Origin of the sequence: Christensenella intestinihominis (assembly GCF_001678845.1) — a bacterium.
GTDB classification, from domain to species: Bacteria; Bacillota; Clostridia; order Christensenellales; family Christensenellaceae; genus Christensenella; species Christensenella intestinihominis.
Genome location: NZ_MAIQ01000007.1, coordinates 125,343 through 151,100, shown reverse-complemented (window position 1 = coordinate 151,100; position 25,758 = coordinate 125,343). Strand labels below are relative to the sequence as shown.

General features: G+C 52.0%; 19 protein-coding genes, 1 tRNA gene and 1 riboswitch. Of the genes, 2 read left to right on the top strand and 18 right to left on the bottom strand.

The genetic code is table 11. The features are described 5' to 3' along the window. Positions 1-270: 270 nt before the first annotated feature. From glmU to BBD38_RS10510, 7 genes are all read right to left on the bottom strand, one after another. Entirely contained in the window at positions 271-1,635 is a 1,365-nt protein-coding gene (gene glmU, locus BBD38_RS10540) for a bifunctional UDP-N-acetylglucosamine diphosphorylase/glucosamine-1-phosphate N-acetyltransferase GlmU (RefSeq protein ID WP_066687987.1), read from the bottom strand. Between the two features lie 118 nt (positions 1,636-1,753). Next, positions 1,754-2,041, bottom strand: coding sequence for a septation regulator SpoVG (spoVG, locus tag BBD38_RS10535; RefSeq protein WP_066687985.1), 288 nt, complete (start codon positions 2,039-2,041; stop codon positions 1,754-1,756). Between the two features lie 126 nt (positions 2,042-2,167). Then, a complete protein-coding gene (gene purR, locus BBD38_RS10530; RefSeq protein ID WP_066687982.1) occupies positions 2,168-2,962 on the bottom strand; it encodes a pur operon repressor in 795 nt (264 codons plus the stop codon). Between the two features lie 10 nt (positions 2,963-2,972). Continuing rightward, the gene (locus tag BBD38_RS10525; RefSeq protein ID WP_066687979.1) at positions 2,973-3,476 is read right to left on the bottom strand and encodes a GNAT family N-acetyltransferase; all 504 of its coding nucleotides are present in this window, start codon (positions 3,474-3,476) and stop codon (positions 2,973-2,975) included. Then, on the bottom strand, positions 3,476-3,670 hold the full coding sequence (locus BBD38_RS10520; RefSeq protein WP_066687976.1) for a DUF6485 family protein: 195 nt from the start codon (positions 3,668-3,670) through the stop codon (positions 3,476-3,478). The genes BBD38_RS10525 and BBD38_RS10520 overlap by 1 nt, the downstream gene beginning before the upstream one ends. Positions 3,671-3,680: 10 nt before the next feature. Continuing rightward, complete coding sequence (locus BBD38_RS10515; protein ID WP_066688051.1) at positions 3,681-4,109, bottom strand: nucleoside deaminase; 429 nt, start codon at positions 4,107-4,109, stop codon at positions 3,681-3,683. Positions 4,110-4,119: 10 nt separating this feature from the next. Further along, positions 4,120-4,530: a hypothetical protein gene (locus BBD38_RS10510; RefSeq protein WP_066687973.1), complete on the bottom strand. Its 411-nt coding sequence runs from the start codon at positions 4,528-4,530 to the stop codon at positions 4,120-4,122. Between the two features lie 96 nt (positions 4,531-4,626). Between BBD38_RS10510 and BBD38_RS10505 the strand changes: the two genes are divergently transcribed. Further along, a tRNA-Ser gene (locus tag BBD38_RS10505) sits at positions 4,627-4,715 on the top strand. Positions 4,716-4,932: 217 nt separating this feature from the next. On the opposite strand, the gene BBD38_RS10500 is transcribed toward BBD38_RS10505, so the two are convergent. From BBD38_RS10500 to BBD38_RS10455, 10 genes are all read right to left on the bottom strand, one after another. After that, entirely contained in the window at positions 4,933-5,439 is a 507-nt protein-coding gene (locus BBD38_RS10500; protein WP_066687971.1) for a DUF6580 family putative transport protein, read from the bottom strand. Positions 5,440-5,501: 62 nt separating this feature from the next. Next, complete coding sequence (locus tag BBD38_RS14840; protein WP_066687969.1) at positions 5,502-10,175, bottom strand: DUF4430 domain-containing protein; 4,674 nt, start codon at positions 10,173-10,175, stop codon at positions 5,502-5,504. A 60-nt stretch (positions 10,176-10,235) separates the two neighbouring features. Then, positions 10,236-10,362: riboswitch (adenosylcobalamin (AdoCbl) riboswitch) on the bottom strand. 263 nt (positions 10,363-10,625) lie between these two features. Further along, a complete protein-coding gene (locus tag BBD38_RS10490) occupies positions 10,626-11,660 on the bottom strand; it encodes an ABC transporter permease (RefSeq protein WP_066687967.1) in 1,035 nt (344 codons plus the stop codon). A 27-nt stretch (positions 11,661-11,687) separates the two neighbouring features. After that, positions 11,688-13,184: a sugar ABC transporter ATP-binding protein gene (locus tag BBD38_RS10485; protein ID WP_066687964.1), complete on the bottom strand. Its 1,497-nt coding sequence runs from the start codon at positions 13,182-13,184 to the stop codon at positions 11,688-11,690. Positions 13,185-13,261: 77 nt separating this feature from the next. After that, a complete protein-coding gene (locus BBD38_RS10480) occupies positions 13,262-14,350 on the bottom strand; it encodes a sugar ABC transporter substrate-binding protein (RefSeq protein ID WP_066687962.1) in 1,089 nt (362 codons plus the stop codon). A 453-nt stretch (positions 14,351-14,803) separates the two neighbouring features. Continuing rightward, positions 14,804-16,225 carry an ATP-binding cassette domain-containing protein gene (locus BBD38_RS10475; protein ID WP_066687960.1) on the bottom strand — a complete coding sequence of 474 codons (1,422 nt, stop codon included), beginning with the start codon at positions 16,223-16,225 and terminating at the stop codon, positions 14,804-14,806. A 317-nt stretch (positions 16,226-16,542) separates the two neighbouring features. After that, a complete protein-coding gene (locus BBD38_RS10470; protein ID WP_066687957.1) occupies positions 16,543-17,586 on the bottom strand; it encodes a sensor histidine kinase in 1,044 nt (347 codons plus the stop codon). A 32-nt stretch (positions 17,587-17,618) separates the two neighbouring features. Then, on the bottom strand, positions 17,619-19,235 hold the full coding sequence (locus BBD38_RS10465) for a response regulator (RefSeq protein WP_066687954.1): 1,617 nt from the start codon (positions 19,233-19,235) through the stop codon (positions 17,619-17,621). Between the two features lie 249 nt (positions 19,236-19,484). Further along, positions 19,485-20,351: a sugar phosphate isomerase/epimerase family protein gene (locus tag BBD38_RS10460; RefSeq protein ID WP_066687951.1), complete on the bottom strand. Its 867-nt coding sequence runs from the start codon at positions 20,349-20,351 to the stop codon at positions 19,485-19,487. 12 nt (positions 20,352-20,363) lie between these two features. Then, positions 20,364-20,795, bottom strand: a complete 432-nt coding sequence (locus BBD38_RS10455) for a C-glycoside deglycosidase beta subunit domain-containing protein (RefSeq protein ID WP_066687948.1) — start codon at positions 20,793-20,795, stop codon at positions 20,364-20,366. 527 nt (positions 20,796-21,322) lie between these two features. Here BBD38_RS10455 and BBD38_RS10450 point away from each other — a divergent pair. Beyond that, positions 21,323-23,686: a PAS domain-containing hybrid sensor histidine kinase/response regulator gene (locus tag BBD38_RS10450; RefSeq protein ID WP_066687946.1), complete on the top strand. Its 2,364-nt coding sequence runs from the start codon at positions 21,323-21,325 to the stop codon at positions 23,684-23,686. Here BBD38_RS10450 and BBD38_RS10445 read toward each other — a convergent pair. After that, positions 23,670-25,757 (bottom strand): bifunctional diguanylate cyclase/phosphohydrolase, encoded by a 2,088-nt coding sequence (locus BBD38_RS10445; RefSeq protein WP_082989614.1) that lies wholly within the window; start codon positions 25,755-25,757, stop codon positions 23,670-23,672. The two genes, BBD38_RS10450 and BBD38_RS10445, sit on opposite strands and share 17 nt — an antisense overlap. Position 25,758: the final 1 nt, after the last annotated feature.

Sequence of the window (25,758 nt, the reverse complement as noted above, 5' to 3'; positions counted from 1 at the left end):
CGCCGGGGTCCCCTTTTTGCCTTTGCTCCGCGCTTCCTCTTCCGGCGGCAATGCTTTTATTTCCGCTTATCTTTCCAATCCGTCTTTACGGTCTGCCTGCTTCGCGCGTTCGCTCGTCACAACTCGCCTCTTTGCTTGTTTCGCCGCGCTGCGGCAAAACTTCGCTTTGTCGGCGGTTGCTCCTCTTCCCCGTCGAACCCACTTCGTTGGGCTTCGCCGGGGTCCCCTTTTTGCCTTTGCTCCGCGCTTCCTCTTCCGGCGGCAACACTTTTATTTCCGCTTATCTTTCCAATCCGTCTTTACAGTCTGCCTGCTTCGCGCGATCGCAAAGGCGTTATCCGGAATATCTTCCGTGATGGTGGAGCCTGCCGCGATATATACGCCGCCGCCCACGCTGACCGGCGAAATCAGATTCGTGTTGCATCCAATGAACGCATCATCGCCCACGGAGGTGCGGAATTTGTTTTTCCCGTCATAATTTACAACCACAACGCCGCAGCCCACATTAATCCCTTTGCCAAAATCGGAATCGCCAATATACGTAAGGTGGGATACCTTTGTGCCGTCGCCAATCGTTGAATTTTTGATCTCCACAAAATCCCCGATGCGGCAATGGCTGCCAATATGCGAATCCGGGCGCACATATGCATTTGGCCCTACGGTGGAATGTTCCCCGATTTCCGCGTTTAAGACCACCGAGTTCTGCACCTGTGTGCCGCTTCCGATTGCGCTGTCTTTGATACGCGAGCCGGGATAAAGGGTCACGTCTTCGCCAATCCGGGTGTTCCCTTCAAGGGTAACGTTCGGATAGATAACCGTGTCCTGCCCGATTTCGCAGTCCGCGCCAATATAGGTGTTTTTCGGATCGATCAGCGTTACGCCGTTCCGCATATGCTGCTCAAGGATACGTCCGCGAAGAATTTCTGAAATTTGCGCAAGCTGTACCCGGTCATTCACACCCATGCATTCCTGCGCATCTTCCGCAATATAGGCCCCTACCTTCTCGCCCCGCGCATTCAGCAAGCCGACAATATCCGTCAGGTAATATTCCCCCTGCGCGTTCGCCGGCTTGATTTCTTTCAGGCATTCCAGCAGAAGCGGCGTGCATACGCAATAGCACGAAGCGTTGACCTCTTTGATTTCACGCTGTTCTTCCGTCGCGTCCTTTTCCTCTACAATGGCGGTTACGTCCCCGAGCTCATTGCGCAGTATCCTGCCGTACCCATACGGGTCCTCAAGCTGTGCGGTAAGCATTGTGCAGGCGTAATTGCCTTTTTCAGCCGCATCCACCAGCGCGCGAACCGTCCCGGCACGCAAAAGCGGCATATCCCCCGCAATGATAAGCGTATATCCCGTAAAGCCTTCAAGCTCCCGGGCAGCGCACATGACGGCATGCCCGCTGCCTTTGCGTTCCGCCTGCTCCGCATAGGACGCCCCATCGCCAAGGCGCTCCTTTATTTCGTCCATTCCCCGGCCGCACACCACGACACATTTCTTTGCATCCACTTCGCGCACCGCATTTACGACCCACTCGAGCATACTGCGCCCCGCCGCTTCATGCAATACCTTCGGTATCCTGGATTTCATACGCGTTCCCTCGCCCGCCGCAAGGATTACCGCCATACATTCTTTCATAACCGCTTCTCCATCGTCCTTTACTTTTTTACCCCAACTTTGTTTATTATACACAAAAGCAATTCCCTATGCAAAACAAAAAAGACCCTTCCCGGCGGAAGGGTCCCGTTTCTGAAACTCAAAATTCTTCGTGCGCAGCGGTCGCTTCTTCGTCCGGCAGGTTTTCATACTCCTTGAGTATGATCTGCTGGATCATTTCGCGCGTATCCGAGTTGATCGGATGCGCGATGTCTTTATACTCTCCGCTGGGTGTTTTCCTGCTGGGCATTGCGATAAACAGGCCGCTCGCACCTTCGATGATCTTCATGTCGTGGATCACAAACATGTCGTCGAACGTCACCGAAACGATCGCCTTCATTTTCCCCGTACCGTCAATTTTCCTGATGCGAATATCTGTAATTTCCATTCTTCAATCCTCCACCTTGTTGTTAGACTATGCCGCTCTCCAAAAGCGGCGCTAAGCAAATCCACCCCATTGATTTTACTCAATTTTAATCTAGCACATTTCGCGTAAAATTGCAACCGTCGCGCATCAGCAGGCCGAAATCTCTATTTTTGTCTCGCTCAGTTCCTCCAGTTCAAAAATCGCCTTATATCCGCTGATCCGTTTTTTCTGTGGATAACGGTTCACAATGGCCGCCCCAACGCCCACCACTTCGATATTGAATTCCGCAAGCATATCGCAAATTGCCCTTATCGTACCGCCGCCCGCAATAAAATCATCGACCACAAGGGCGCGCGTCCCCTCTTTTATCATCCGCTTGGAAAGCGACATCGTTTGCAGCCTTCGGGACGAGCCCGAAAGATAGTTCATTGAGAAAACGGAGCCGTCCGTAAGCTTGCTTTCCCTTCGCGCGATGGCGAGCGGCAGGTTCAAAATACGCGCAACGCTCATGGCGAGCGGGATGCCCTTGGTTTCGACCGTCACGATAAAATCCGCCTTCGCCCGGGAAAACCATTCCGCCATAATCTGGGCCATCCCGTCCACATAATAAGGCGTACAGAACAAATCCGCAATGTACATATATCCTCCCGGCAGGATGCGGGAAGTGTCCCTCATTTTTTCCGTCAGCTCCTTCAAAAGCAGCAGACGCGTATTTTCAGGCATTTGCGGCACATAGCGGATGCCTCCGTGCGCGCCCGCCACCGTTTCCACGCGCCCGATTCCCGTATCCGCGAACACCTGTTTAATGACTGCCGCATCTTCGGAAAGGCTGGATTTTGCCGCGCCGAACATTTCCTGGAAAAATTTAAGCGGATAGAGCTTATTGGGATTTTTGGCGAGGATAGCGCACATAGCCGCGATCCTTTGCTTTTTGTTCTGCATTTTCCCTCCCCTATACGGACAATTCCATCACATGATCGTCCATCACGAAGCCGCCGCCGATCTCTTTGCAGATATCCTCCGTATTGGTAAAGCCGAGACGTTCATAGGCCGCAACAGAGGAGGTATTATTCTTGGCGACGGTAAGCCGGATGCTTTTCAGGCGCAGTGCCCGCGCCATTTCGCGCACTTCGTTTACCACATCACGGGCATACCCTTTTCCGCGGTATTCCTTTAAAAGGTAAATCTTGCTGAGGAACATTTTCCCCTGCGGGTTGTTGGGTTCTATGGCAACATATCCCACGTTTACTCCCAGCACGCGGACCAGGTAATATTCACAGCCCCGCGCGTCCGCTTCCCGGATGGCCGCAACCGACTGGAAATGCTCCAGCATATACTCGATCTGGTCGCTGGAGATGATTCCCGCATAGTGTTCCCGCCAGATGGTATGCGCCAGGTCTGCCGCCGCAAGGAATTCGCGTTCGCGGCTCACGCGTTTCAACTTCGCCTTTGCCATTACCGCGCGTTCCAATCCCGGAGAAACGCTTCCACGCTGCGGTCGCCCGTCGCTTCCGCTCCCTCCGAAAAATAACATGCGGGAAGCTGTCCAAGTTCCCTGTGATATTTTACGCACTCGCAACAAAGTCCCATTTTTGAACAATGGAACGAGCAATTGCACATATTCTTATTTTGTTCCTTTCTGCATTCCATCCAAAACACCTCATTTTCGCTTTTTTTTGAAATACGAGCTTAGCATCTGCGCACATTCCGCTTCCAGCACGCCGCCCGTAACCTCCGGCTTATGGTTGAGTTTCCCCTCGGCCAAATCGTACAGGGTCCCGAACGCTCCGGCCTTCTTATCATACGCCCCAAAAACGACGCGCGGAATCCGCGCGTTGACCGCAGCGCCCGCGCACATGGGACAGGGCTCGAGCGTCACATACAGGGTGCACCCGGGAAGCCGCCAGCCGCCGAGCACCTTCGCCGCTTTCGCAATCGCGCTGATTTCAGCATGGCAAAGGGGATTTTTGTCCGTTTCCCGGGTATTGTGCGCCGCCGCGATTACCTGCCCGTCGCGGACGATTACCGCACCGATCGGCACCTCGTCAATTTTCTCCGCAAGAAGCGCCTGTTCAATTGCGGCATGCATCCATTTCTCGTCATTCACTGGCGTTCTCTCCTCCGCTTGTTTCGAGCGAGGAAAACAGCAGGAATCCCTCGTCAAAAGAATCCTTCGCCGCTTCTAAAAAAGCATGCGCGGCATCCTCGTCGTCTTTTACGGCATCCATACTTTCCTGCAAAAGGCGCGCCGTACCGACAAAGTTTTCATTGATTTCCCGTATTTCCTTATCCGGCGTATCCAAGGAAGAAAGCTCCCGTTCCAGTGTTTTCATATCCGCCCTTACATAAAGGGTCAGCCCTCCGTTTTCCATTTGCTGCAAGCCCGTTTGCAGGCGGGTGATCGCGTCGAGGTCGTTGATAAAATTGTCGTATCGGTCGGCAGGCGTAAGAGAGCAGGCGCCGAGCATCACTGACAGCACAATTGCAATGACGAGAATAAACTTTTTCAAGCAGTTGCTTTCCTCCGCATTTTTTCTTTTATTATACGAATTTCATTATGATATTGCAATTGGCAGTGCTTTTTGGTAAAATAAATTCCGTCGCACGGAGGAGTATCGAAGTGGTCATAACGGGCGCGACTCGAAATCGTGTAGCCTTAACGGGCACGTGGGTTCGAATCCCACCTCCTCCGCCAAAAAATATGAAACCCTGCGAAGCGGGGTTTTATTTTTTTGATGAAAGGATAAGAAACCCACGTGGGTCCATGCAAGGATAAGCCATAGGCGCAGTCCGCGCTATCCCACCGAATTCATTCCGCTAACGCTCCATTCGAGTTCAGCGGGGGCCGTTTATCTGCATCTATTTTGATTGAACTGGTTGGTCTATGTTAAAATATGAATTTTTAACGGCCTTCAAACCAGTTTTTTATCTTTTACCCTCTTAAAGACGGGCGATAACGCCAAATAGCAAATGGGGAAAAATACAATATTGCCGATTGCATGCAGCGCGTCGAAAGGAATCCCCGCGATGTAATACGTCAGGAAAAATGTCCAGCCGTATAATAACTTTTCCCACGATACGATAAAACCAAAAATAAACCCGCACAAGCCCGACCACAGCGTGTACGGAATGACCTTTCTCTGCTTAACATGCCTGTTAATCGCAAAGGTAACCAAAACGATCAAAGCCCATGCCGCAATCTGGAATATTACATAAGGGCCTATTCCCAGCAGGAGCGCGGACAGCAGGGTGGTTGTGACCACAACCTGCAGGGCAATATAAAGGCCGAAGAATATTGTCGTTATGATTATAATCGAAGTTACCGGCTTTATATTCGGAAGAAACTGCAGCACAATTCTGGACGCCACATTAACGGCCGACAGGATTCCTACCAGGGCTATATTGTAAGATTTCGTCATAAAACCCTCATTTCACAATGAAAAAGCAGGGCAGGTAAAAATACCCGCCCCGCATGGAAAGATTACTTTTTTCTCTTTTTAATGACCCTGGAGTAGACTACACCCGAAATTACCAAAAATGCCGCGATTACCGCAACCAGCACAATCATCATGGTCGGGTCCTGCGAATCCTTATTCTCCTCTGCGTTCTTTTCCACATAAGTATCATCAAAGCCTTCCGAATCAGGGGCCTGACCGCTTTCCGAATGCCCGATATCCGCATCGGCATTCGCGCTGCCGCCGGAACCGTTTGCATCCGGGGCAGGCGAAGCGCCCGTCGTCAAAGCGTCCCCGCCGGCCGGATCAAGACCGCTTCCGTTTCCCTTGGAACCCTGATTTGAATGATTCCCCGTTGAACCTGCGTTTACCTCCGGAGAAGTCCCGGAACCGTCGGGATCGGCAGGATTCATCGGGTCCGCGGGATTTGCGGGCCTGGCGGGATTTGTTGGATTTGCCGGTTTTGTTGGATTAATTGGATTTGTTGGGGTTGACGGATTTTCCGGTTTTGTCGGTTTAGACGGCGTCGACGGATTCTCCGGGAAAACCGCGCCGGGTTCCTTGGTGTAATCGCGGGTGTACTTGATTGCAACAACATCCCCCTGTTTCAGGGTATACCCATTCATATAAACCAGGGGCATCGCGCCGTTAACGGTGTAAATCCACCCGGAATTCGGGCCGCCGTCCCGTTCCGCCAGAGTGTTGCCATGGGGGTCGGTGATCGAGCGGATGTAACTTCCTACCGAAGAATACGTGTAGTTATGTTCTGCCATAACCTTGCGGAAAAGCCCGAACACCGTTGTGCCGGCTTCCAGATTTGATACTGTCGCATTAATCAGGCTGCCGCCCGCCTTCGTAAATAGCGCGGCCCGCGCCGAACGTGCGGCGGGCTGCGAATCCGCTTCAAAATCGGCCAGAACCAGCGTAGCGGAAATAGGAGCGTTGATATCCGTAATTGCCTGGGCGCGAAGCCCGGTCAATTCCTCCGGCGTGCGTTCAACATGGTTTACGCCTTCCGCCATAACGTATTCACATACGGGCTGGCGATAGAGGGGCTCAAACGCCTCGTACCCTGCCGTCCCCTTGAATTTCAGCCAATATTTACCGAATATCGAATGCGTCAGGGAACTGCTGATCCGGACAAAGGTGTCTTCCTCCGGTTTTGTGAAATTAAGGGTTTCATGGTCCAAAACGGCCGGGTCGCTGGAACGGAACGCCCTCCACGCCTCCTGGTCTGCCCATCCGTCGATTTCATCCGCAATAATTCCATCATTGGTTCTTTCAGCGTCGGTATAAATCCACTGTATCGAACCGCCGTTTTCCGCCGTACTTAAAGCCGCCTCCTGGAAGGGGGTTAATTTGCCCGTAACGGAATAATAATCGTCGTAAGCGGAATTATTCAGGCCCTCAAAATAATTGTCCTTAACGAGCGTCATCAGGGACAGCGCGGAATCAATTTCTTCCTGTGTCAGGGGCTCGACCATGAACTTGTATTCACGGGACGCGGAAACCCCCTTTGCGGAATCGGTAATTGTTATGGTGACCTCCACTTCCCCGGCAGGATTGCCGGGAAGCGGGCGGTAAACGAAAGACCTCGCCGCATTCGCCACATCAGGGCTTTCGATGATATCCTCATTGGCGCTTGAAATGGTGACGGGGAAATACTTTCCGTCCACGCCGAAATTTCTTGTCGTCGGATACTGGATATCGTTATAGACGGTATAGACGCCGTCCGCCGCGACAAGCCGTTGCTTTGTCACATAATCCGAAAATCCTGTCGATGCAACCCCCGCGTCGATTTTTTCGAGAAGCTCTCCCCGCAGTGCGTCGACCTCTTCGCTGGAAAGCGGCGGGATTTTAAACGTAAAGGTCTTGTATAAAATAATATCCGGTTCGGGAGCGGAGGTGAACTGGAAATTGAACCGTGCCGTCAAGGTGACGGTTTTGGCATTTTCTCCCCGGATCACCTTTCCCACATAAGGGTCAAACAACGTTTCGGGCGTTCTCTGGTTCTCATCGCTTATGGAAACCACCGCCGGGTCTGAAGACGTCCATGAGACCTGCACCCACTTTTTATCGTCGACAACCTTGGGCAGAACCAGGTCGGAAACGATATTATCTTTGTCGTTAGTCCCCAATATGGTGTCTTCCGTAACGCCGGGAAGAATTTCATCCCGCATCGCCGTCCTGACTTTCTCTCCATCCCACGGGATGTTGACGACCAAATCCCTGACCTCTTTTGAAGCGTCGCCTTTCTCCAGGTTCAATGTAACCTTGTATTGGGACATTTTAACTGTCGGCAGGCTGTTCGGATCGGCATAGAAGAATTCCAGAGAGCCATCCTGGTGTATAGAGCCGCCGCCATAAATCTCTTCCATCGATTTTATGGTGACCGCAATATCACCAAAGCCCGCCTTTGCAAGGTCGGCATTCACCATATCGAGGATATTTGTGTCCGTTCCATAAACCGGGCGGAGGGGGCCGTAGTCGTCGTCAAAAATGCTGGCGGCGTTATCCACTTCCTCCATATCCGGGGTATACGCTTCAGCGGCAAGGAGGCCCCTCGTATCCATTGCGCTGCGGAGGACTTTCGTGCCGCTGAGAATTTCCACATAGACATATTTTCCCGCTTCAAACGACCCGTCGCCGGGAATCAGGTAATCCTTGCCCGTTGCCCCCGATATATCCGCCGCGCCGGAAGAATTGTACCGCCATTTGAAATTCAGTTCAGGATAGTTGTCAAAGTCGTAAAGGGAGCCGCCAAGCGTATAAATCTTCACCGTCGCCAATTCGCCCAGCACGGGGTATACGCCATGCGCAGGATCGGCGTTCACTACTTCCGCATATGTGATTTGGGGGATGACCGACACATCCCGCGCGTCCGTATACGTCTCTCCGCCCGCAGTCACCGCAACTTCAACCCGGATTACCCCGCCGCCTGTCAGGGCTGCCAGGATAATGGCGTTATTGTTGTTCTCCGGGTGGGATACGGCAACCATCTCTTCAAGGGGAATAGAACCTTTCAGGACCGTTGTTTTCCACACAATGCCGGTGATATCCTCTTCCTTGATATCCTGGAGCGCGAGGGTAACCGTGGTCTGGTTCGGAGTTACTCCCTGCTCAACAAAGATGGCCGTCGCCCCGCCCAGGGTAACCTTGGGATCGGGCGTTGGCTCTGTGCCGCCGCCCCCGGCCTGCCATCCCAACACAGGCCAGCCATCCCCGTTGGCCTTGTAGGCGCTGCCTAAACCGGCCAAAAGCTCCGCCGGTGTGGAAAACTGGAAACAATCATTTGTTGTCCCCGTGCCTGTTCCGGACAGGTTGGCTTGGTATCCGCAATGGCTCAGTGTGGCCGATGCATAAAGAAAGTCTGTAATCTCCGCCGCCGTAGACGACCCGGACAGGGCGCCTACGCTGTAGCAATAACTGCAGTTAAAGTTGTTTTGCATTTGGCCTGCTATCCCGCCCGCCCTTGTTTTGCCGCTGATATCGCCCGTATTATAGCACTCAAGTATTGCGCCGTATTTTCCGTAGCCCGCTATCCCGCCCGCGTAAGGGCCGGAAACCGCGCCGTTGTTCACACAGCCGCGGACCGTGGGGTTGTTGGCCGCAGAAGAATTATTAAAGTAACCGACGATGCCGCCCGCATAGCCGCTGGAAGCCTTGGTATTGGTAACCGAGCCGCTGAAAGAACAATTGAGGATTGTCCCCTTGGCAAGAGCGCCCGCAATTCCGCCGACATTGGTGGACGTGGAAGTGACAGCGCCGCCGACGGAAAGGTTCTTTACAACCGCTGCAGGGTCGTTTATATAACCAAACAGCCCGGCAAAGTTGAAAGTTGCATTGACGGAAAGGCCGGTAATGGAATATCCCGCGCCATCGAAACTGCCGCCAAAATAAGTGGTCGCATAACCGTCCCCGCCGCCAATGGGCACCCATTCCATATTGTTTAAATCAATATCGGCGGTCAGCATGGCATTGATTTGGTTGCTGCCCGCGTTCACCGTATTCCGGAACCATGCCAGTTCCTGCGGGGTACCGATCTGGTATACTCCGCCGATGCTGGTTGGTTCCGCTGCGGAGGTTCCGTCCCACGGGCCGTCCAACGACAGGGACTGGATTTCAACCATTGGTATCCAAACGGCATATATCGTCGCATTTCCGGTGAATTGCGTTTCTTCCGTAATTAAGGATAAAGACTCTACGTCCCCATAGGTGAAATTTTCGGGAAGAACGGTTTCTTCCTGTGTCCACCCCAAAAGGAAAAACTGCTCTTTTTCCGCAAAAGGAATTTCAGGCAGGAATCCCCTTTCATCTGTTTGGACGGTTTCAGCCCCCGGCAAGCCGCCCATCGGGTTAAGGGTAATCGTAAAGGGCGCTTTCGCGGTTATCGCGGTGTTGGGGGAAGGCTCATCCTGTCGGGGGTTCCCAATACTTCCGGACGAATCCTGCGGCGCGGGAGTTTCCGGCGGGGCTTCTTCCGGAATTTCCTGCCCAGCTTCCGCAGGGGCGCCCTCCGTTAAACCGGCATCCGTGCTTTCCCCGGCCGACTCCCCGGAAGTTTCCTCCGAAGAACCCGCCGCTTCCATGCTGGTATGCTCTTCCGGCATAGGAGATTCCTGCGCCGACGCCGTTAAAGGAAACAATAATGTCAGCAAAACAGAAATTACAAGAATCATTGAAAGTGTACGCTTTTTCATCTTACTTCTTCCACCTTAATTTATGAGACAAAAAAAAGAGAGTATGACCCCTCTTCTTCAAAACCCGTGCCGTCGCTCGCAGCACAGGAAAACAAAGAAGACCTGACTCCCCATCCAAAATGGGATTACAGTGGCGGGACCGTGCCGGAATCTCACCGGACTTCCACTTACTGTTCAGTTTTTATGCCCCACGTTATCGTGCAGGCCTTGGCAATTGCCTTTCGTTAAAAGTATAAATCCTCGGCGTATAAAATGCAACCGCGGCGGGCCAAAAAAGAGAGTTGGTCAATGCTGCCGCAATACAAAACAGCCGCCATATACGGCTGTAAAACAAACAGGCAGCCGGAAAGCGGCGTGTCCCACAGCAATGCCATGAAATGTGCCGCCTGCCGGCTGCCTGCATTTTGCCTATAGGGAAGTCATGCTGCCCGGGGTTCCCGGCGCTTTCCCCTATCCTGCCAGATTTCCGTTTTCATTCCCTTCCATTGACGCCAACGCCTGTTTTTTGCGGAGGTTCGCATAGAATTTAGCGGACATCGAATCCAGGATCAGCGCAAGCAATATGAGCAGGCCCTTTGCGATAATCTGGTAGTTTGTTTCCACTCCCAGCAGGTTCAGCCCGTTGCTCGTAAGCCCGATTACCACCGCGCCGAACACGGTGCCGATCATATTCGTGTTTCCGCCCAGCATGGACGTGCCGCCAATGACCACCGCGGCAATTACATCCAGTTCCATGTTGACTCCGGCATTGACCTGCGCGGAGGCGGTCCTCGCCGTCAGGACGATTGCCGCCACTGTCGCGCAAATACCCATATTCATAAATATGCCAAACCTGGTTTTTAGTATGCTTATGCCGCTCGCCCTTGCAGCATCCGCGTTTCCGCCCACCGCGATCACATACCTGCCGAACATCGTCCGGTTGGCGACAATATACATAATGAAGATCATTACCGCCATCATATACACGGGGACGGGGATTCCCAGGAAATATCCCTGCCCCAGGAACACAAATTCGTCGGGCAACCTGGTTATGGGGGTCATTTCGGTTAATATGTAAATGAGCCCCCTGAATAGGGATTGCGTCGCCAGCGTGACCACAAACGGCGGCAGCGAGAAGACGGAAATCACTGCGGCGTTCAATGCGCCGCACCCAATCCCGACCGCAAAGCCGCACAGTATGGCGACAAATACAGGCGCATTCGCTTCCCGCATCAGCAGCGCCATAATAACCCCGATAAAGCCGACCATCGAACCGACGGACAGGTCGATCTGGCCGGACGCGATGACGAACGTAAAGCCCAGTGCAACAACGACATTCACGCAAATCTGGCGCAATACATTCAGCAGGTTCGTCGGCGTCAGGAAGGCTTCCGACAACAGCGACATCACGACAACCATGATGATAACCATTAAGAACGCCTTGTTTCCCATCAAAAGAGTATTGATAAAGTTTTTTCCTTTTTTATTTGCCTGCAATTTTTCCATGTTCAAACCCTTCCAATCGTAGCTTATTTATGATATACCAAATGCATTGCTCACAAGCGTAACCTGATCCGCTTCTTTTCCATCGCATTCAAAAACAATTTTCCCGTTGCGTATCACCAGGACCCTGTCCGACATCGCCAGTATCTCCGGCAGCTCGGAAGACACCAGGATAACCGCTATGCCCGCGCTTGCCATTTTATCGATCAGGGCATAAATTTCCTGCTTTGCCCCCACGTCGATTCCGCGCGTCGGCTCGTCCAGAATCAGTATTTTAGGATTGGTCAGAAGCCACCTTCCCACCATCACCTTCTGTTGGTTTCCCCCGCTCAACTGCCCAATCAGGTCGTGGGGAGAGGAATATTTAATGGACAGCGTATCCGATTCCTCGCCGAATACTTTCAGTTCCCTTTTTTTGTTGAACATCCCCAGCCGGTTGCATACGCGCTTGAAGCTGGCTATGGTTGTATTCGCAACCACCGACAGCGCATAAATCACACCCAGCCGCAAACGGTCTTCCGTGAGCATGCCCACGCCCAGCTTGATCGCGTCGACCGGCGATTTAATATCCACTTCCCTGCCGTTCACGAACACCTTTCCGGACGTATACCTGTCTATCCCGAATATCGAACGCATGATCTCCGTCCGGCCCGCGCCCATCAGGCCGTAAATCCCGAGGATTTCCCCGCTGCGCACTGAAAAATTCACGTCGTAAAAATCGCCGGAACCCGTGAGGTGCTCCACCCGGAGCGCTTCGCCTTTCATTTCCGCCTTGTGCTTCGTGAACATATCCTTAAGCTCCCGTCCAACCACCAGGTTCATCAGCTTTTGGTTGGTCAGCCCCTTGACCGGGAGCGTATCGACATACGACCCGTCGCGCAGCACTGTGACACGCTGGCAGATTGCAAAAATCTCATCGAGCTTATGCGATATGAACACAACCGTAACGCCTTCCGCGGTCAGCTTGCGCACGATGGCGTACAGCAATTCAATTTCACGCATTGTCAGCGCGGAGGTGGGTTCGTCCATGATAATAATATTCGCCCGGTACGATATCGCCCGCGCAAGTTCTACAAGCTGCATCTGCGCAATGCTGAGCTCCCTGACATTTGCGGCCGGGTCAATTTCAATTCCCAGTTCCAAAAGCAATTCGCGCGTGCGTTCATACCGCAGCTTTTTATCGATCAGGCCGCCTTTTGAAAAGTCGGCCTCCCGGCCCAGCCAGATGTTCTCCGCCACGTCCATTTGCTGTACGAGGCTTATTTCCTGGTGTATCATGGAAATTCCGTTTTTCAGCGCTTCGGCGGTGTCCTTGAATTCAATTTTGCGGCCATTGTATATAATTTCGCCTTTTTCCGGCCTGTGGATTCCGATCAGTATTTTCATCAGCGTCGATTTTCCCGCGCCGTTTTCCCCGATCAGCGCGTGGACCTCGCCTTTTTCCAGCCTTAAGGATACGTCCTTGAGCGCCTGTACTCCCGCAAATACTTTAGTGATGCCGGTCATCTGTAATATTGTATCAGCCATATCCTTCTCCCCCGTTCAGGGTTTTGGAAGGGAATGCCCCAAGCGGCGGGGCATTCCGCTTCCAACCACATCATTGATTATGCCAAACTTCCCCGCGTGTCTTTTTGATACTGCAGGTATTCCTCGATATTATCCTGTGTCACGCACCAGGTCTTTTTCACATAGTACTCGTCGCCGAGGTCTTCGCCCTGGTACAGCTTGATGCAGCAGTCGATCAGCTCGCTCGCATAGTCAAACTGGTCCACGCCGATCGTGCAGGCGATTTCGCCTTTTTGGATCATATCCAGCGCATCGGGCGTGCAGTCTATGCTTGTTACCAGTGTGGAATCAAGCTTATTCGCGCCTTTTAACGCCTGTACAATGCCGACTGTCATCTCATCGTTGGCAGAGGATACGTAATTCAGCTCAGGATACGCCTGAATCCAGTCTTCTACGATGTTCATGGCCTTATCCGCATACCATTCGCCCGGCTGCGTATCGAGTATCGTCATACGGTCCGGGTGCGCTTCCGCAAATTCAACGGTCCTGTCGCCGCGCGGCAGCTGCGGCAGCTGGTTCAGCCCGCCGTATACGACGCCGGTGTTGAGGTGCACGTCGGGATTTTTCTCAAGATAGTCGCTCAGGAATTCATCACGCAGGTCGGCATACAGCTCTTCATTGGAACCGAATACCGTCAGGTCAACATCTTCCGGATGTCCCATATCACAAATATCGACGACGATCATGCCCGAATCATGCGCTTCCTTGACAACCGGGGCCGCGCCGTCGCTGTCGACGCCGAACATAATCAGTATGTCGTACCCCTGCACCATCGCCGCTTCAACCTGCCCGATCTGTGTCTGCTGGTCTAGCTGTGCATTGAAAATCGTATATTCAATTGTATATCCCCTGTTTTCGCTGTTTATTTTATCTACGTTGGCTTTGATAAAATCGGAAAACTCCCTCTGGGAACCGTCCTGGTTGGGGGCGCAGTGCGCAATTTTGATGACGTTCCCTTCCCCGGTATTCCCGGCGGCCTCTTCGCCGCCGCTTCCCGGCTCAGACGCCTGCTCCGTCCCGCCTTCCCCTCCGGGTGCAAGGGACTCCTGTGCCGCGGGGCCCTGGCATGCCGTCATGCACACCAACAGCATTACCACAACAATTACCAGTGTTACTGCTTTTTTCATGTTCTTTCCTCCTCATATGCTAAGTGTTACAGGCTGTTTTAAGTGTGCCTGCCGCCACTAATTTATTTGATCGGCGGGCTGCCATACGCCCGCCGATATTGTTCAGGTCCTGACCGGCTCCTTTGGCCGCGATTTTTTTGCAAAGCATGTCCGTCCTGCAACCGCGCCGGTAAATTCCTGTTTGCGTCAATTTCATTTTGGGAAAATTATTTGGTATTGCTCCCGCGTCTGCTTATGGCGCAGGGCTTTAAATGTTTTGCGCCGGTATCCCGGTGCCTTATGAAAATGATAAAATGAGGCCATATCAATTACAATATGGCGTATCTATCATTTGGTGAGACATTTTTCTTGGAATAAAAACAGCCTGGTTTACAAAAGGGCAAAAAAGCTGATCCGTGGACTTTCATGCACCCATCATGGGGCAAGCCCACTCGGGGCAAGTGAATGGGATTTTCATCCCGAATAAGTATTTTTTACCATGCAGGTACAATCGCAATAACCCGTCAATTTTTCCGTGGCGGAGGAACAGAGCACAATGCCTGTTCCCCGGCTTTTCAATTTATTTATGTAATGGAATGCATCCGCTTTCATATCCGCATCCATTCCCATCAGGAAATCCTTCATAACGACAATCGCAGGCTTTACCGCATCCCACTTGATCCGCGGGATCATCGCGCGCGTTTCCGCGCCAACCTCGCAGGGAAACAATTTCTTATATTCGCCGGGCAGTCCGTTATCGATCAAATATTCATTTGCCGCAAAATCGCACCACCGCCGGTTTATCAGCCCATATTTGAGTTTTTCCCGCAGTTTTATCAGCAGGATATTATCGCCGATCGTCAGGTTTTCAAATACCATTTCGGGCGAATCATACCGCGTCAGACAGGCAATTCCGTTTTTCACTGCCTTTTCCCGCGAATTCAGGCGCACAAGCGTTTCGTTGATATAAATATCCCCGCTGTACTTTTCCTCGCCGTTCAAAACCCGCTCAATGAGCCCAAACCCGTTGCCATCCGGATCAACAAAATTGATGGCTTCGCCCTTCCTCAATACCGCATGTTCAATAAGGCAGCCCCGGATGCCCACGTTTTCCATCCGCAGGACAATTTCGCTTCCGCCCTGCGCATCCATGTGGGTGCCGGCATTCCCCTGCTTTTTCACAAAAATGCTGTTCGCAATGCTTTTCTCGAATTTGTCCTTATGGTATACTCCATCCACTTTTCCCGCGCGCATAATGTACAGCCTGTCGGCGACGTCCATCAGCACATTCGTGTCCATACCGATCAAAACCACCGTCTTGCCGTCCGCGGCAATATCCTTCAGCAGCCTGTAATATTTTTTGTTTTTCTCTTTTTCCAGCGGCGTAATAACATTTCCCAATATAATGATTTTCGCTCCCATTATGGTCGCCCGCATAATTTCTACAATGCTTTTTTCATAGGCGTCAAGCTGGTAGGTCTTTTTGTTGGGGTCAATCTCCACGTTGTATTTTTTCAGGATTGCGGCCGCCGCGCGGACCATCTTTTTCCGGTTCACCCACCGGCCTTTTATAACGGGCGGATTTGTCGTGCAAATGCTTTCCGCAACAATAAAATCAACATGCAGCTTGGGCGTCGGGTCAATATAGTAAACCCCGTACCTTGCCATATCGGTTTTATGGTCAATTTCTACCGGTTGTTCAAAAACAGAGAGCGTCCCCTCATCCGGCGCCGCCCTGCCCGAAAAAATTTCCGCCAACGTTAAAACGCCCGAATCATGCGCCCCTGCAATTCCCAGTATCTCTCCCTGGTACATGCGGATAGAGACCGATTTCAGTTCATATCCTTTATTGAGTTTTTTTGAAAGGTTATTTATAAACAGTGACTCTATTTTCATGCCGCCGCGTCCTGCCTGTCCGGGTCATATTGTCATGATTTTAGCGCTAAACATTCGGAACCCTATTAACAAGAAATGATTCCTGCCTTTGGGCTGGGAATACTCATTATATATGTGGAAACGCATTGCATGCGTTTCTCCATACAAAGAGGTCTTCCCTTAATAGGCTTCTATACTTTTTGATCGCAAAAAGTATCAAAAACTCCGGCGGCCCACACCGCCGACTGTTCCGCCGCAAACGGTTTGCGGCGGCGTAACTGCGGAGACTTTTGCTACATCGCTCCTACGGTATGCAACAAAAACTTACGGATATCATTCTATATCTTTGGCACCACAATCTCCACAGTCGTTCCATACCCTTCTATGCTGCTGATCGACAGGTTCCCGGCATCCCCAAAATACAGCTTCAACCGCTGGCTCACATTCTGCAGAGAAATTCCGGATTTCTTTCCCGGATTTCTTTGGCTCACCTTCTCCATCACATATTCGGTTTCCTCCAGGCTTTTCCTGATTTCCTGCAGCTTGCTTTCAGGAATTCCCCTTCCGTTGTCTTCCACCGAAATAATCATTTTGCTCAGGGTCGTCGTCGCCCTGATCGTGATAATCCCCGTCTCGAGCGAGTCCTCGAGCCCATGCTGTATCGCATTTTCAACAAGGGGCTGCAAGGTAAGCACGGGCAGTGAATATTTCAGTATGTCGTCTCCTTCGTCGTCAATCTCCCACACGGTATGGAAACGGTCGGAAAACCGGTACCACTGTATTTTCAGGTATGCCTTTACGTTTTTCACCTCGTCGGCAAGGGTCGCCACCTCTCCCGGCCGCGATATGCTGTACCTGAATATGGAGGCGAGCGACTGTGTCATGTCGGCCACTTCCGGCACATCCCTGTTGATTGCATAATTCCTTATCGTATCGAGCGTATTATATAAAAAGTGCGGGTTGATTTGGCTTTGCAGCGCATAGAGCGCCACTTCCGCGCCAAGCAGGCGCGCGCGCGGTTCGATATTGATATCGCATGCTAATTTCCTGACCATTTTCCCCAGCCACCCCAGGTTATCCATCATCAAGATAATATCGTCGCCATTCGCCTTGTTTCCCAGCAAATCATTCTCGTTCATGCATTTCAAAAGATTGATTAATTTTGTCAGCGGAACCAGAAGGGTCAGAATATTATACAAGGCGCAAAAAACAAATACGCCCGTCACGGCGGCCAGGGTAATGATTATGGCCGTTCCCCCGGCGGAAGAATACAACACGCCGGCGCAATATACAAAGACCGCAACCGGAATCGCAACCGTGCAGATCGCGGTCACGACGCTTAGCCTCGCTTTTCTTTTCATGCTGTCATAAATATTGTTCATAACGACCCTTCTCAATTGTCTGATGATTTTAATTACGCATGGAATTTCCTGTATTCAATCGGCTTTACGCCCACAATTTTTATAAAAAGCCTGCTGAAATATTTTTCGTCGGCATACCCGACCTCGTGCGCAATTTCCGCAACATTCATCAGGGAGGTTTTCAGCAGTTTTTTTGCTTCCTCTATCCTTACCTTCGTCAAAAAATCCAAAAAGTTCATGCCCGTCTGCTGTTTAAACATTGCGCTGAAATAATTGGGGGAGAGGTAAACCATCCCCGCCACCTCCTGCAGGGTGATCGGCGACGCAAAATGTTCCAGCACATACTCCTGGGCGATTCGTATCGGCTTCGGCGTCTTGTTTTCGTTGCATTCGTTCACCGTGTGGAACACCCGCTCTATGAATCCGGCAATCCTGGCCTCCAGGCGCTCCAGCGTATCGGAATTGTCTATGAGGTCCTCGATTTCTTCCTCATCGGGATAATCCCGTTCCTCAATCATTCCCTTTGCCGTCAGCATATGCTTTACCATCCTGATATAAGATCGTGCAAAATCATAGACCCAGCCGTAATCGCCCGTTTTTCCCACTTGCTCGTCTACAAAATCGGCAAAGAGCTCCGCAATCCTCTTGCCGTCCGGTTTTTCAACCAGCAAGGCCAGGTTTTCCCTCGCCTCCCGTGGGAAAACCGGCGCGGCTTTCCTTTTTCGCATCTTACGCAGCCTGGCGTAATCGCACGCGGTGAAAAGAGCCGGGTCAAGCCGGTTGTTAATCACCTCCGCCGCCGTCTCAATGGAGCGCAGGATATCCCCGACAGACTGTACGCATTCGCCAAAGCCCATCGCAAAGCTCAAAAAATTATATTTATACCCTTCGTTTATCAGGAAATCATTCAAATAAATAATTCCGTGGTCCTGGTTGTTCCAGAAAGCGCCCGGCTCCATTCCCTGCGGGAAAAAAATCATAAAATATATCCGCATTCCCTCCTGCGCGCAAATCGTTTCCAGCCCGCTGCCGCGGAGCACATCGTCGATTGCCTGCCCCGCTTTTTCCAGTAATGATTTTATGTATGAAACATGGTCTTTCATGTCGCTTTTGCTGTCCGCTTTTAAAACGGCGACGCAAAAGTTACCGAATCCGCCGGTATTGATGAGTTCCTCCGTCATCAGGCCGGGATCAATTTTTTGGGTTTGGACAATCTTTAAGAGCCATTCCCTCCGAAGCTTGATTAAGCTGTTTTTCAGGTTTTGTTCAATATTGACAATATACTTTTTTTGTTCCGTCTCCCCCGCCTTTTTTTCCACCGCTTCCCTGAAAACGCGGTGTAATTCGTCCCGGTCCACGGGCTTCAAAAGAAAATCCTGTACGCCGTATTTCAGCGCGTTTTGCACATAATCAAACAGCCTGTAGCCGCTCAGCACTACAACTTCCATTTTGGGGAACGCTTCCCGGGCTTTTTTAATCAATTCCAACCCGTCAAGCCCGGGCATCCTGATATCCGTTATCAGCATATCCGGCCTTTTGTCCAGCACCATATCATAGGCTTCCAGACCGTTGCGCGCTTCTCCTACAACTTCAACACCGGGATAATCGCAGAACTTTTTAATAAGGTCTAAAATATTTTGCTCATCATCGGCAATTACTATACGCAGCATATTATATTCCTCTATTTCTTAAAACCGCAGTAAATGATTCTGTCTTGAATAATCAGAGAATTCCCGGGCTAAAATGATGGTACGGGTGATGTTAACTATGGTGTTATTATATCATCGGGCAATAAAAGATTACAAATTAAAAGATTACAAAGCGTCTTGTTTTTCGGGCAATTTTAATTATCACGGCAAAGGGCCCCGCTTGCTCCGTACGGCAGCCAAACAGGGCCTTTCCCACTTATCCCGCGTGATTTACTTTTTCCGGTATTTCTTAAGCAGCTCAACGCACTTTCGCGTTTCCTCCTCCGCATCGTCCTCCGGCCTGATATCCGGAATCCATCCTTCGTATTCGATGCACAGGTGATGGTTGATTTCACTCTCGCCAATTGCCTTCATCATTTCATGGATCGGGAAATGCGGCTCTTCGCCGTTTTCATCTATGGACAGCAGTTTGGCATGGATATACGGCGAATAGGGCAGGCATTGGGTAAACGTTTCAATCGTTTCCGGCTCCGATGGCGGCGCACCCGGCGTTTCCTGGTGGATTAACGGAATATCGGGCGTATCGACGCGCCATGCTTCAAAGTCGGGACAGATTGTAAAATAATCGGATTTCAATGATTTTTGCAGCCTCATCATCAGGCTGGGCGTATGCTGCCGCGCAACCTCCGCCGCTAGCCGCACATCATACTCCTCCGCAATCGGCACAAGCTTTTCATATACCCGTTCATACATGTCATAGGCCTCGTCAAGGCCCACCCCGGGAATATTCAATATCGTCGGCAGCGCCAAATATTTTGCACCCAGCGACGCGGTCACCGCAATGAATTTCTTAACCGTTTCCGTCGTCCATTCAAGCGAAGCGGAATAACTCGCGCCAATCGGGTCAACAAAAAACCATGTGCTGAATATTGGCAGGCCCGCGTTTTTGGCCATCTTTTTTATTTCGTTCAATTTTGCCAGATTCGTATCCGGATAGACGGGCAGGTATTCTTCATACAAATCCAGGCCGTCCACCCCCATACGCGCAATCATTTCAATCATTTCCGGCAGCTGCACCCCTCTCTTAAATGTCAGCTGCTGTAAGCTCCATGTAGAAACGCCAATTGTACTATACATAATAACCCCTCCTCATAAGGTGACAGTTCCGGTAATTGTCTGGTGCCTGCGCGGCCATTTCCCTTCCGCATCCAGCAGCATGCCTACTTCCAAAAGCGGCGCAACCACTTCACAGGCAACTTCATGGGCGCCGGGCGCCAATTCGCCCTGCATTTTAACATGCAGGTATGCGGGTTCCATGATGTACCAAAAAATATCTTTGATCGTGGACATATGCTCCATACCGATCCGCTGGTCCCTCAGTTCAAAAATTATGTCCTTTTTCGGTATGTCCTGTCCGTCAATTTTAACATTCAGCTCGGTGAACCATCCCAGGGGATGCACCGCATGCAGGGTTTGGTTTTTTAGCCTTATGCTGTAATACTCCTCCCCCCCAATCGCAGTCTTCCCCATAGAGCCCGAAATCATACCCTTCTCAATGATAAAGCTTTTTCCCGCCGGCATTTCAAATCCTCCTTTGAATTATGGCTTGTTTTGTGTTATAGATTCCTATGTTTTTAAAATTGATGTTATGTACGTACGGCAGGCTTCCCCGCCCCGGGGCGGGCGCTTCTGTGTTGAATACCCGGGCGGCAAAACGCGGCAAACCTGCCTTCCAGATAACCTTCCCGCCTGTCCTGAAGTGCTTTCAGTATAATCCCGCAGGCCGCCGCAAACAATGAGACTATATTACGATTCAGTCGGACATCTTTCCTGATTATTGTAAAAAATATACAGGCTGCGGCGAACGAAAGCCGCGGATGAATTGCAGTATGGTTCGCGAAACCGGCAGTATACGGCAACCAAGCCGGGCCTCGGCGTTGCCCATACTGCGCCGTTTCACGCCGCATGATTGCTTTTATAAAACCAATCAGATATAATATGATTATGGTGAAGCCGGGCCCGGTTTTCGGATGGTTGGTTTGCAATATAATATTTACTGAATCGGGTATTTTAACAGGCGGGCTGTAGCGGAAAAAAGGAGAATAAGCATGGAGCAATCAACAAATCCTGCCGGAGGGTTCGGGGATCGGCAATATTTCGAATGGATGCTGGACGAATACATCGGCAATGCATATATCAGCGACATGGAAAGCTACGAGCTTTTGTACCTGAATAAATCTGCCTGTGAAGTCCTCCGCAGGACTCCACAGGAGGTCTTGGGAAAAAAGTGTTACGAGGTCATCCAGGGAAGGACTTCCCCCTGCCCCTTCTGCACCAATCATCTCCTGACCCGGGACGAATTTTACGAGTGGGAATTTGATAATCCGGTTCTCGGACGAACATTCATAATCAAAGACCGGATTGTCGACTGGAACGGGCACCGCGCGCGTCTCGAGCTGTCGCACGACAATTACAGCACGGAATACAAGCTGGCCAAAAAAGACCGGGAGCGGGAAGCCATCCTGCGCACGATTCCCGGCGGCTTTGCCCGCGTGGATGCACGGGATGCAAAGACGGTCCTTTGGCATGGCGGCGGATTTCTGGATATAATCGGCTATACGGAGGAACAGTTTGAAAAAGAACTGAATTCCCAATATACCTATGTGCATCCGGACGATCTCGAACGTGCGGTCAGGACGATGCAGAACGCCAGGGATACGGGCGAAGACACGGTAATTGAGGCGCGTATCGTTACCCGCAGCGGGGATACCAAAATCCTCATGATGACCTTCAGTTACGTCGACGCAAAGGACAGCTGGGATGAAATTCCCTCCTTTTACAGCGTGGGGATCGACGTCACACGCGAACGCGAGGAGCAGGCGCGGCAGCGCCAGGCCCTGGAAGACGCCTATCAGGCGGCGCGGGTGGCAAGCTCTGCCAAAACCAATTTTTTATCCTCTATGTCCCATGATATCCGCACCCCCATGAACGCAATCATGGGCATGACCGCCATTGCGCAAATGAACCTGGATTCCCCCGAAAAGGTGCACGACTGCCTGAAAAAAATCGGCGTCTCCAGCCGGCACTTGCTGAGCCTGATTAATGAAGTGTTGGATATGTCTAAAATAGAAAGCGGAAAAGTCGATCTTTCGCCGGAAGACGTCGACCTTTCCGAGTTGATGCAGAACGTTGCGGATATGTGCCGTCCCCTGATTTCCGAAAAAAACCACGAATTCCAAATCAGCGCCGGACGCGTCCAGCATGAAAAGGTCGTGGCGGACGGGGACCGCCTGCAGCAGGTTTTGATGAACCTGGTTTCCAACGCCGTGAAATATACCCCGGAGGGCGGGACAATCAGCCTGCGGATCAACGAATTTTCCTCCCCGCTTCCCGGTAAGGCCCAATATGAATTTGTCCTCACGGACAACGGCATCGGCATAGCGGAAGAATTCCTTCCCCATATTTTCGAGCCTTTTTCACGTGCCGAAGATACCCGCATCAGCAAAATCCAGGGAACGGGCCTCGGAATGGCAATCACGGAGAATATTGTGCGCATGATGAACGGCACAATCGGGGTGAAGAGCCAGCTTGGCGCGGGCAGCCAGTTTACCGTTTCCGTCCCGCTGGAATTATTGGACGAAGAAGAGCATTCCGCGGAAGAGCTCGCCGGTTTGCCCGTGCTGGTGGTGGACGACGACGCGGTCGTATGCGAAAATGCCGTCGCACTGCTAAACGAGCTGGGTATGCGGGGGTCCTCGGTCCTGTCGGGAATCGAAGCGGTTCCCACAATTGTCCGCGCCCATGAAACGGGCGACGATTTTTTCGCGGTGATCCTCGACTGGAAAATGCCCGATATGGACGGCCTCGCCACCGTAAAGGCAATCCGGTACAGGCTTGGCCCCGATGTTCCCATTATCATTATTTCGGCATACGATTATTCCAATATTGAAGAGGAGTTCATCAAGGCAGGAGCGGACGCTTTCATCACCAAACCCCTCTTTAAATCAAAAATGCTGCACGTGCTGGAACTGTTTTGCTTCGGGAACGGCGCAGATACGGACAGCCCCGCGCCGGAGGAAAAGTCCGCCCTGGCGGGCAAACGGGTATTGCTGGTCGAGGACAACGACCTCAACCGCGAGGTCGCAGCCGAGCTGCTGGAAATGGAAGGAATCCTTGTGGATTCGGCGGAAGACGGGCGGCGGGCGGTCGAAATGTTCCGTTCATCGGCGCCGGGCACATACGCCGCAATCCTGATGGATATCCAGATGCCGGTTATGGACGGTTACGAGGCCACGGAAGCGATTCGCGCCTCGGGCCGGGAGGACGCAAAAAAAATACCGGTCATCGCCCTCTCCGCAAACGCCTTTACAGGCGATGTCAGCAAAGCGCGCAGCGTCGGTATGAACGGCCATATCGCAAAGCCGATAGTAGCGGAGCGCTTGAACGAAATATTGCTTAAGTGGATGGGCTGACAGGCCCGTCCTGGTTTTCCATATCGCTTTCCACCGGTGAAAGCACGGAAATGGCGCTTTCCGCCGTGGAATCATAAAAACAATATTGCCTGCGCCCGCGCTTTTTCGCGGTATAAAGCGCCTGGTCCGCCCGGTGAAAAAGCTGTTCATAGCTTTTGCCGTCCTGCGGGCATACGGCCACCCCCATGCTGACGGATATTTCAAAGCCCTCGTACACGCCGCTGATGGCTTTATAGATGCGCCTCACGATGGGTTCCGCTTCGCTGCGGTAATTTGTAAAAATCAGGAATTCATCCCCGCCGATGCGCGCGGCGATATCTCCCTTGCGGACGCTTTTCGCAATCAGCCGCGCCACCTCTTTCAGTACGCAGTCCCCAAACATATGGCCATGCCGGTCGTTCGCGGCCTTAAAAAGATCGATATCCAGCAATAGGAGGGCGCCCTTTTCGGCGCTGCCTTCCGCCAGCACTCCTTCCGTCAGTTCCCGCGCGGACAAATGGTTGCTAAGGCCCGTCAGCGAGTCCTGGGTCGCCCGCTGTCTAAATGTCTCGAGCTGCATGCGTTCCTCGTGGATATCCGTAAATTTACCGATTGCCCCCGTCATCACCGGGTTCTCCGTCCCGGTCCATAGAGGACGGGCGAACACTTTATGCCAGCGCCACTGACCGTCGATGTTGAGCGCATAAGCGGCGCTTACAATCGGGTCCTCCGGGCTGGCATTTTTAATGCGGGAATATAAGTCGTCAAAATCGTTGGCGCTGAATATTGTTTGCAGTCCCTTATGATACCGGGGATGGGCGATCAGCTCGCTGAGGCCCAGATGGTGGGAACCCCAGTCGGAAATGGTCAGCAGCTCCGTATCCATGCTGTATTCAAACAGGATTTCCCGCGACATGGAAGCAAAAAACTGGAACTTGGTCCTTTCCTGCTCCAGCAGGGCAAGGGTCCGGCTGGACGCCTTTCCGCCTCCCGGCAATTGAGTGGGCATCACATAGGTTTGCGGCGCTCCGCTTTGCCCGGATTCGCTTTTCCCAATCTCCTTCAAAATCTGCGGGCCAACCTCCGCAAGGCATTGCAGCAGCAAAGGGCTGAACGCGCCGCATTCCCCGTTTTGGATCATCTCCATCGCCTTGTCGTGGGGATAGGCGGGTTTATAAATTCTTTCGTTTGTCAGCGCGTCGTATACGTCGGCCAGTGCGACGACCTGCGCCGCAATTGGGATATCGTCGCCCTTGAGGCCGTCTGGATAGCCGCCGCCGTCGTACCGTTCATGGTGCCAGCGGCAGATATCGTGGGCCACCTGCACCAGTTCTTCCTTCTGCCTGCCCGGAGCGTTTTCCAGAATCCGCGCCCCGATGACGCTGTGCGTCTTCATCACCTCAAACTCTTCCGGGGTTAATTTTCCGGGCTTGTTGAGGATTTCTTCAGGGATCGATATTTTCCCGATATCGTGCAGCGGCGAGACGTTCACAATCAGCGCAATTTTCGCGTCCGTCAGGTAATACCGGTCCGTCATTTTCGCGAGATGCCGCAGCAAAAGCTCCGTAATTTTGCGAATATGCAGCACATGGAGGCCGCTTTCGCCGTTGCGGAATTCGACAATATTGGAAAGGATTTCCACCATCAGGGAATTATTTCGTTCCTTCTCCACGATCTGCTCGGTTACCATCTCCTCCAGCATCTTCTGCTTGGCATAGAGCATGATGGTGTTGCGCGCGCGGCGCCGGATCGTCTTTTCATCGAAAGGACGGCTGATGTAGTCGGCCGCCCCCATGTCGTAGGCCCGGTCGATATACGTCGACGAGGTCTCGGCCGAAATCATGATAACCGGAACGTTGTCCATCCATCCGTTTTCATCCATTGCAGACAGCACTTCAAAACCGTTCATTTCCGGCATAATAATATCCAGCAGCACGAGCGATATTTCGGCGTGCTTCGCTTCCAGTATGGACAGGGCCTCCCTGCCGTCGCCTGCCTCCAGTATCTGGTATTGATCCGTCAGGATGTCGGCTAGCATCGAGCGGTTAATTTCCGCGTCGTCTACAATCAGAATCTGATATTTCCGTTCCACG

What these genes read in the sequence shown, in the direction of transcription:
- glmU (WP_066687987.1), bottom strand. Translation starts at nt 1,635, where the DNA reads ATGAAAGAATGTATGGCGGTAATCCTTGCGGCGGGCGAGGGAACGCGT.
- spoVG (WP_066687985.1), bottom strand. Translation starts at nt 2,041, where the DNA reads ATGGAAATTACAGATATTCGCATCAGGAAAATTGACGGTACGGGGAAA.
- purR (WP_066687982.1), bottom strand. Translation starts at nt 2,962, where the DNA reads ATGCAGAACAAAAAGCAAAGGATCGCGGCTATGTGCGCTATCCTCGCC.
- BBD38_RS10525 (WP_066687979.1), bottom strand. Translation starts at nt 3,476, where the DNA reads ATGGCAAAGGCGAAGTTGAAACGCGTGAGCCGCGAACGCGAATTCCTT.
- BBD38_RS10520 (WP_066687976.1), bottom strand. Translation starts at nt 3,670, where the DNA reads ATGGAATGCAGAAAGGAACAAAATAAGAATATGTGCAATTGCTCGTTC.
- BBD38_RS10515 (WP_066688051.1), bottom strand. Translation starts at nt 4,109, where the DNA reads ATGCATGCCGCAATTGAACAGGCGCTTCTTGCGGAGAAAATTGACGAG.
- BBD38_RS10500 (WP_066687971.1), bottom strand. Translation starts at nt 5,439, where the DNA reads ATGACGAAATCTTACAATATAGCCCTGGTAGGAATCCTGTCGGCCGTT.
- BBD38_RS14840 (WP_066687969.1), bottom strand. Translation starts at nt 10,175, where the DNA reads ATGAAAAAGCGTACACTTTCAATGATTCTTGTAATTTCTGTTTTGCTG.
- BBD38_RS10490 (WP_066687967.1), bottom strand. Translation starts at nt 11,660, where the DNA reads ATGGAAAAATTGCAGGCAAATAAAAAAGGAAAAAACTTTATCAATACT.
- BBD38_RS10485 (WP_066687964.1), bottom strand. Translation starts at nt 13,184, where the DNA reads ATGGCTGATACAATATTACAGATGACCGGCATCACTAAAGTATTTGCG.
- BBD38_RS10480 (WP_066687962.1), bottom strand. Translation starts at nt 14,350, where the DNA reads ATGAAAAAAGCAGTAACACTGGTAATTGTTGTGGTAATGCTGTTGGTG.
- BBD38_RS10475 (WP_066687960.1), bottom strand. Translation starts at nt 16,225, where the DNA reads ATGAAAATAGAGTCACTGTTTATAAATAACCTTTCAAAAAAACTCAAT.
- BBD38_RS10470 (WP_066687957.1), bottom strand. Translation starts at nt 17,586, where the DNA reads ATGAACAATATTTATGACAGCATGAAAAGAAAAGCGAGGCTAAGCGTC.
- BBD38_RS10465 (WP_066687954.1), bottom strand. Translation starts at nt 19,235, where the DNA reads ATGCTGCGTATAGTAATTGCCGATGATGAGCAAAATATTTTAGACCTT.
- BBD38_RS10460 (WP_066687951.1), bottom strand. Translation starts at nt 20,351, where the DNA reads ATGTATAGTACAATTGGCGTTTCTACATGGAGCTTACAGCAGCTGACA.
- BBD38_RS10455 (WP_066687948.1), bottom strand. Translation starts at nt 20,795, where the DNA reads ATGCCGGCGGGAAAAAGCTTTATCATTGAGAAGGGTATGATTTCGGGC.
- BBD38_RS10450 (WP_066687946.1), top strand. Translation starts at nt 21,323, where the DNA reads ATGGAGCAATCAACAAATCCTGCCGGAGGGTTCGGGGATCGGCAATAT.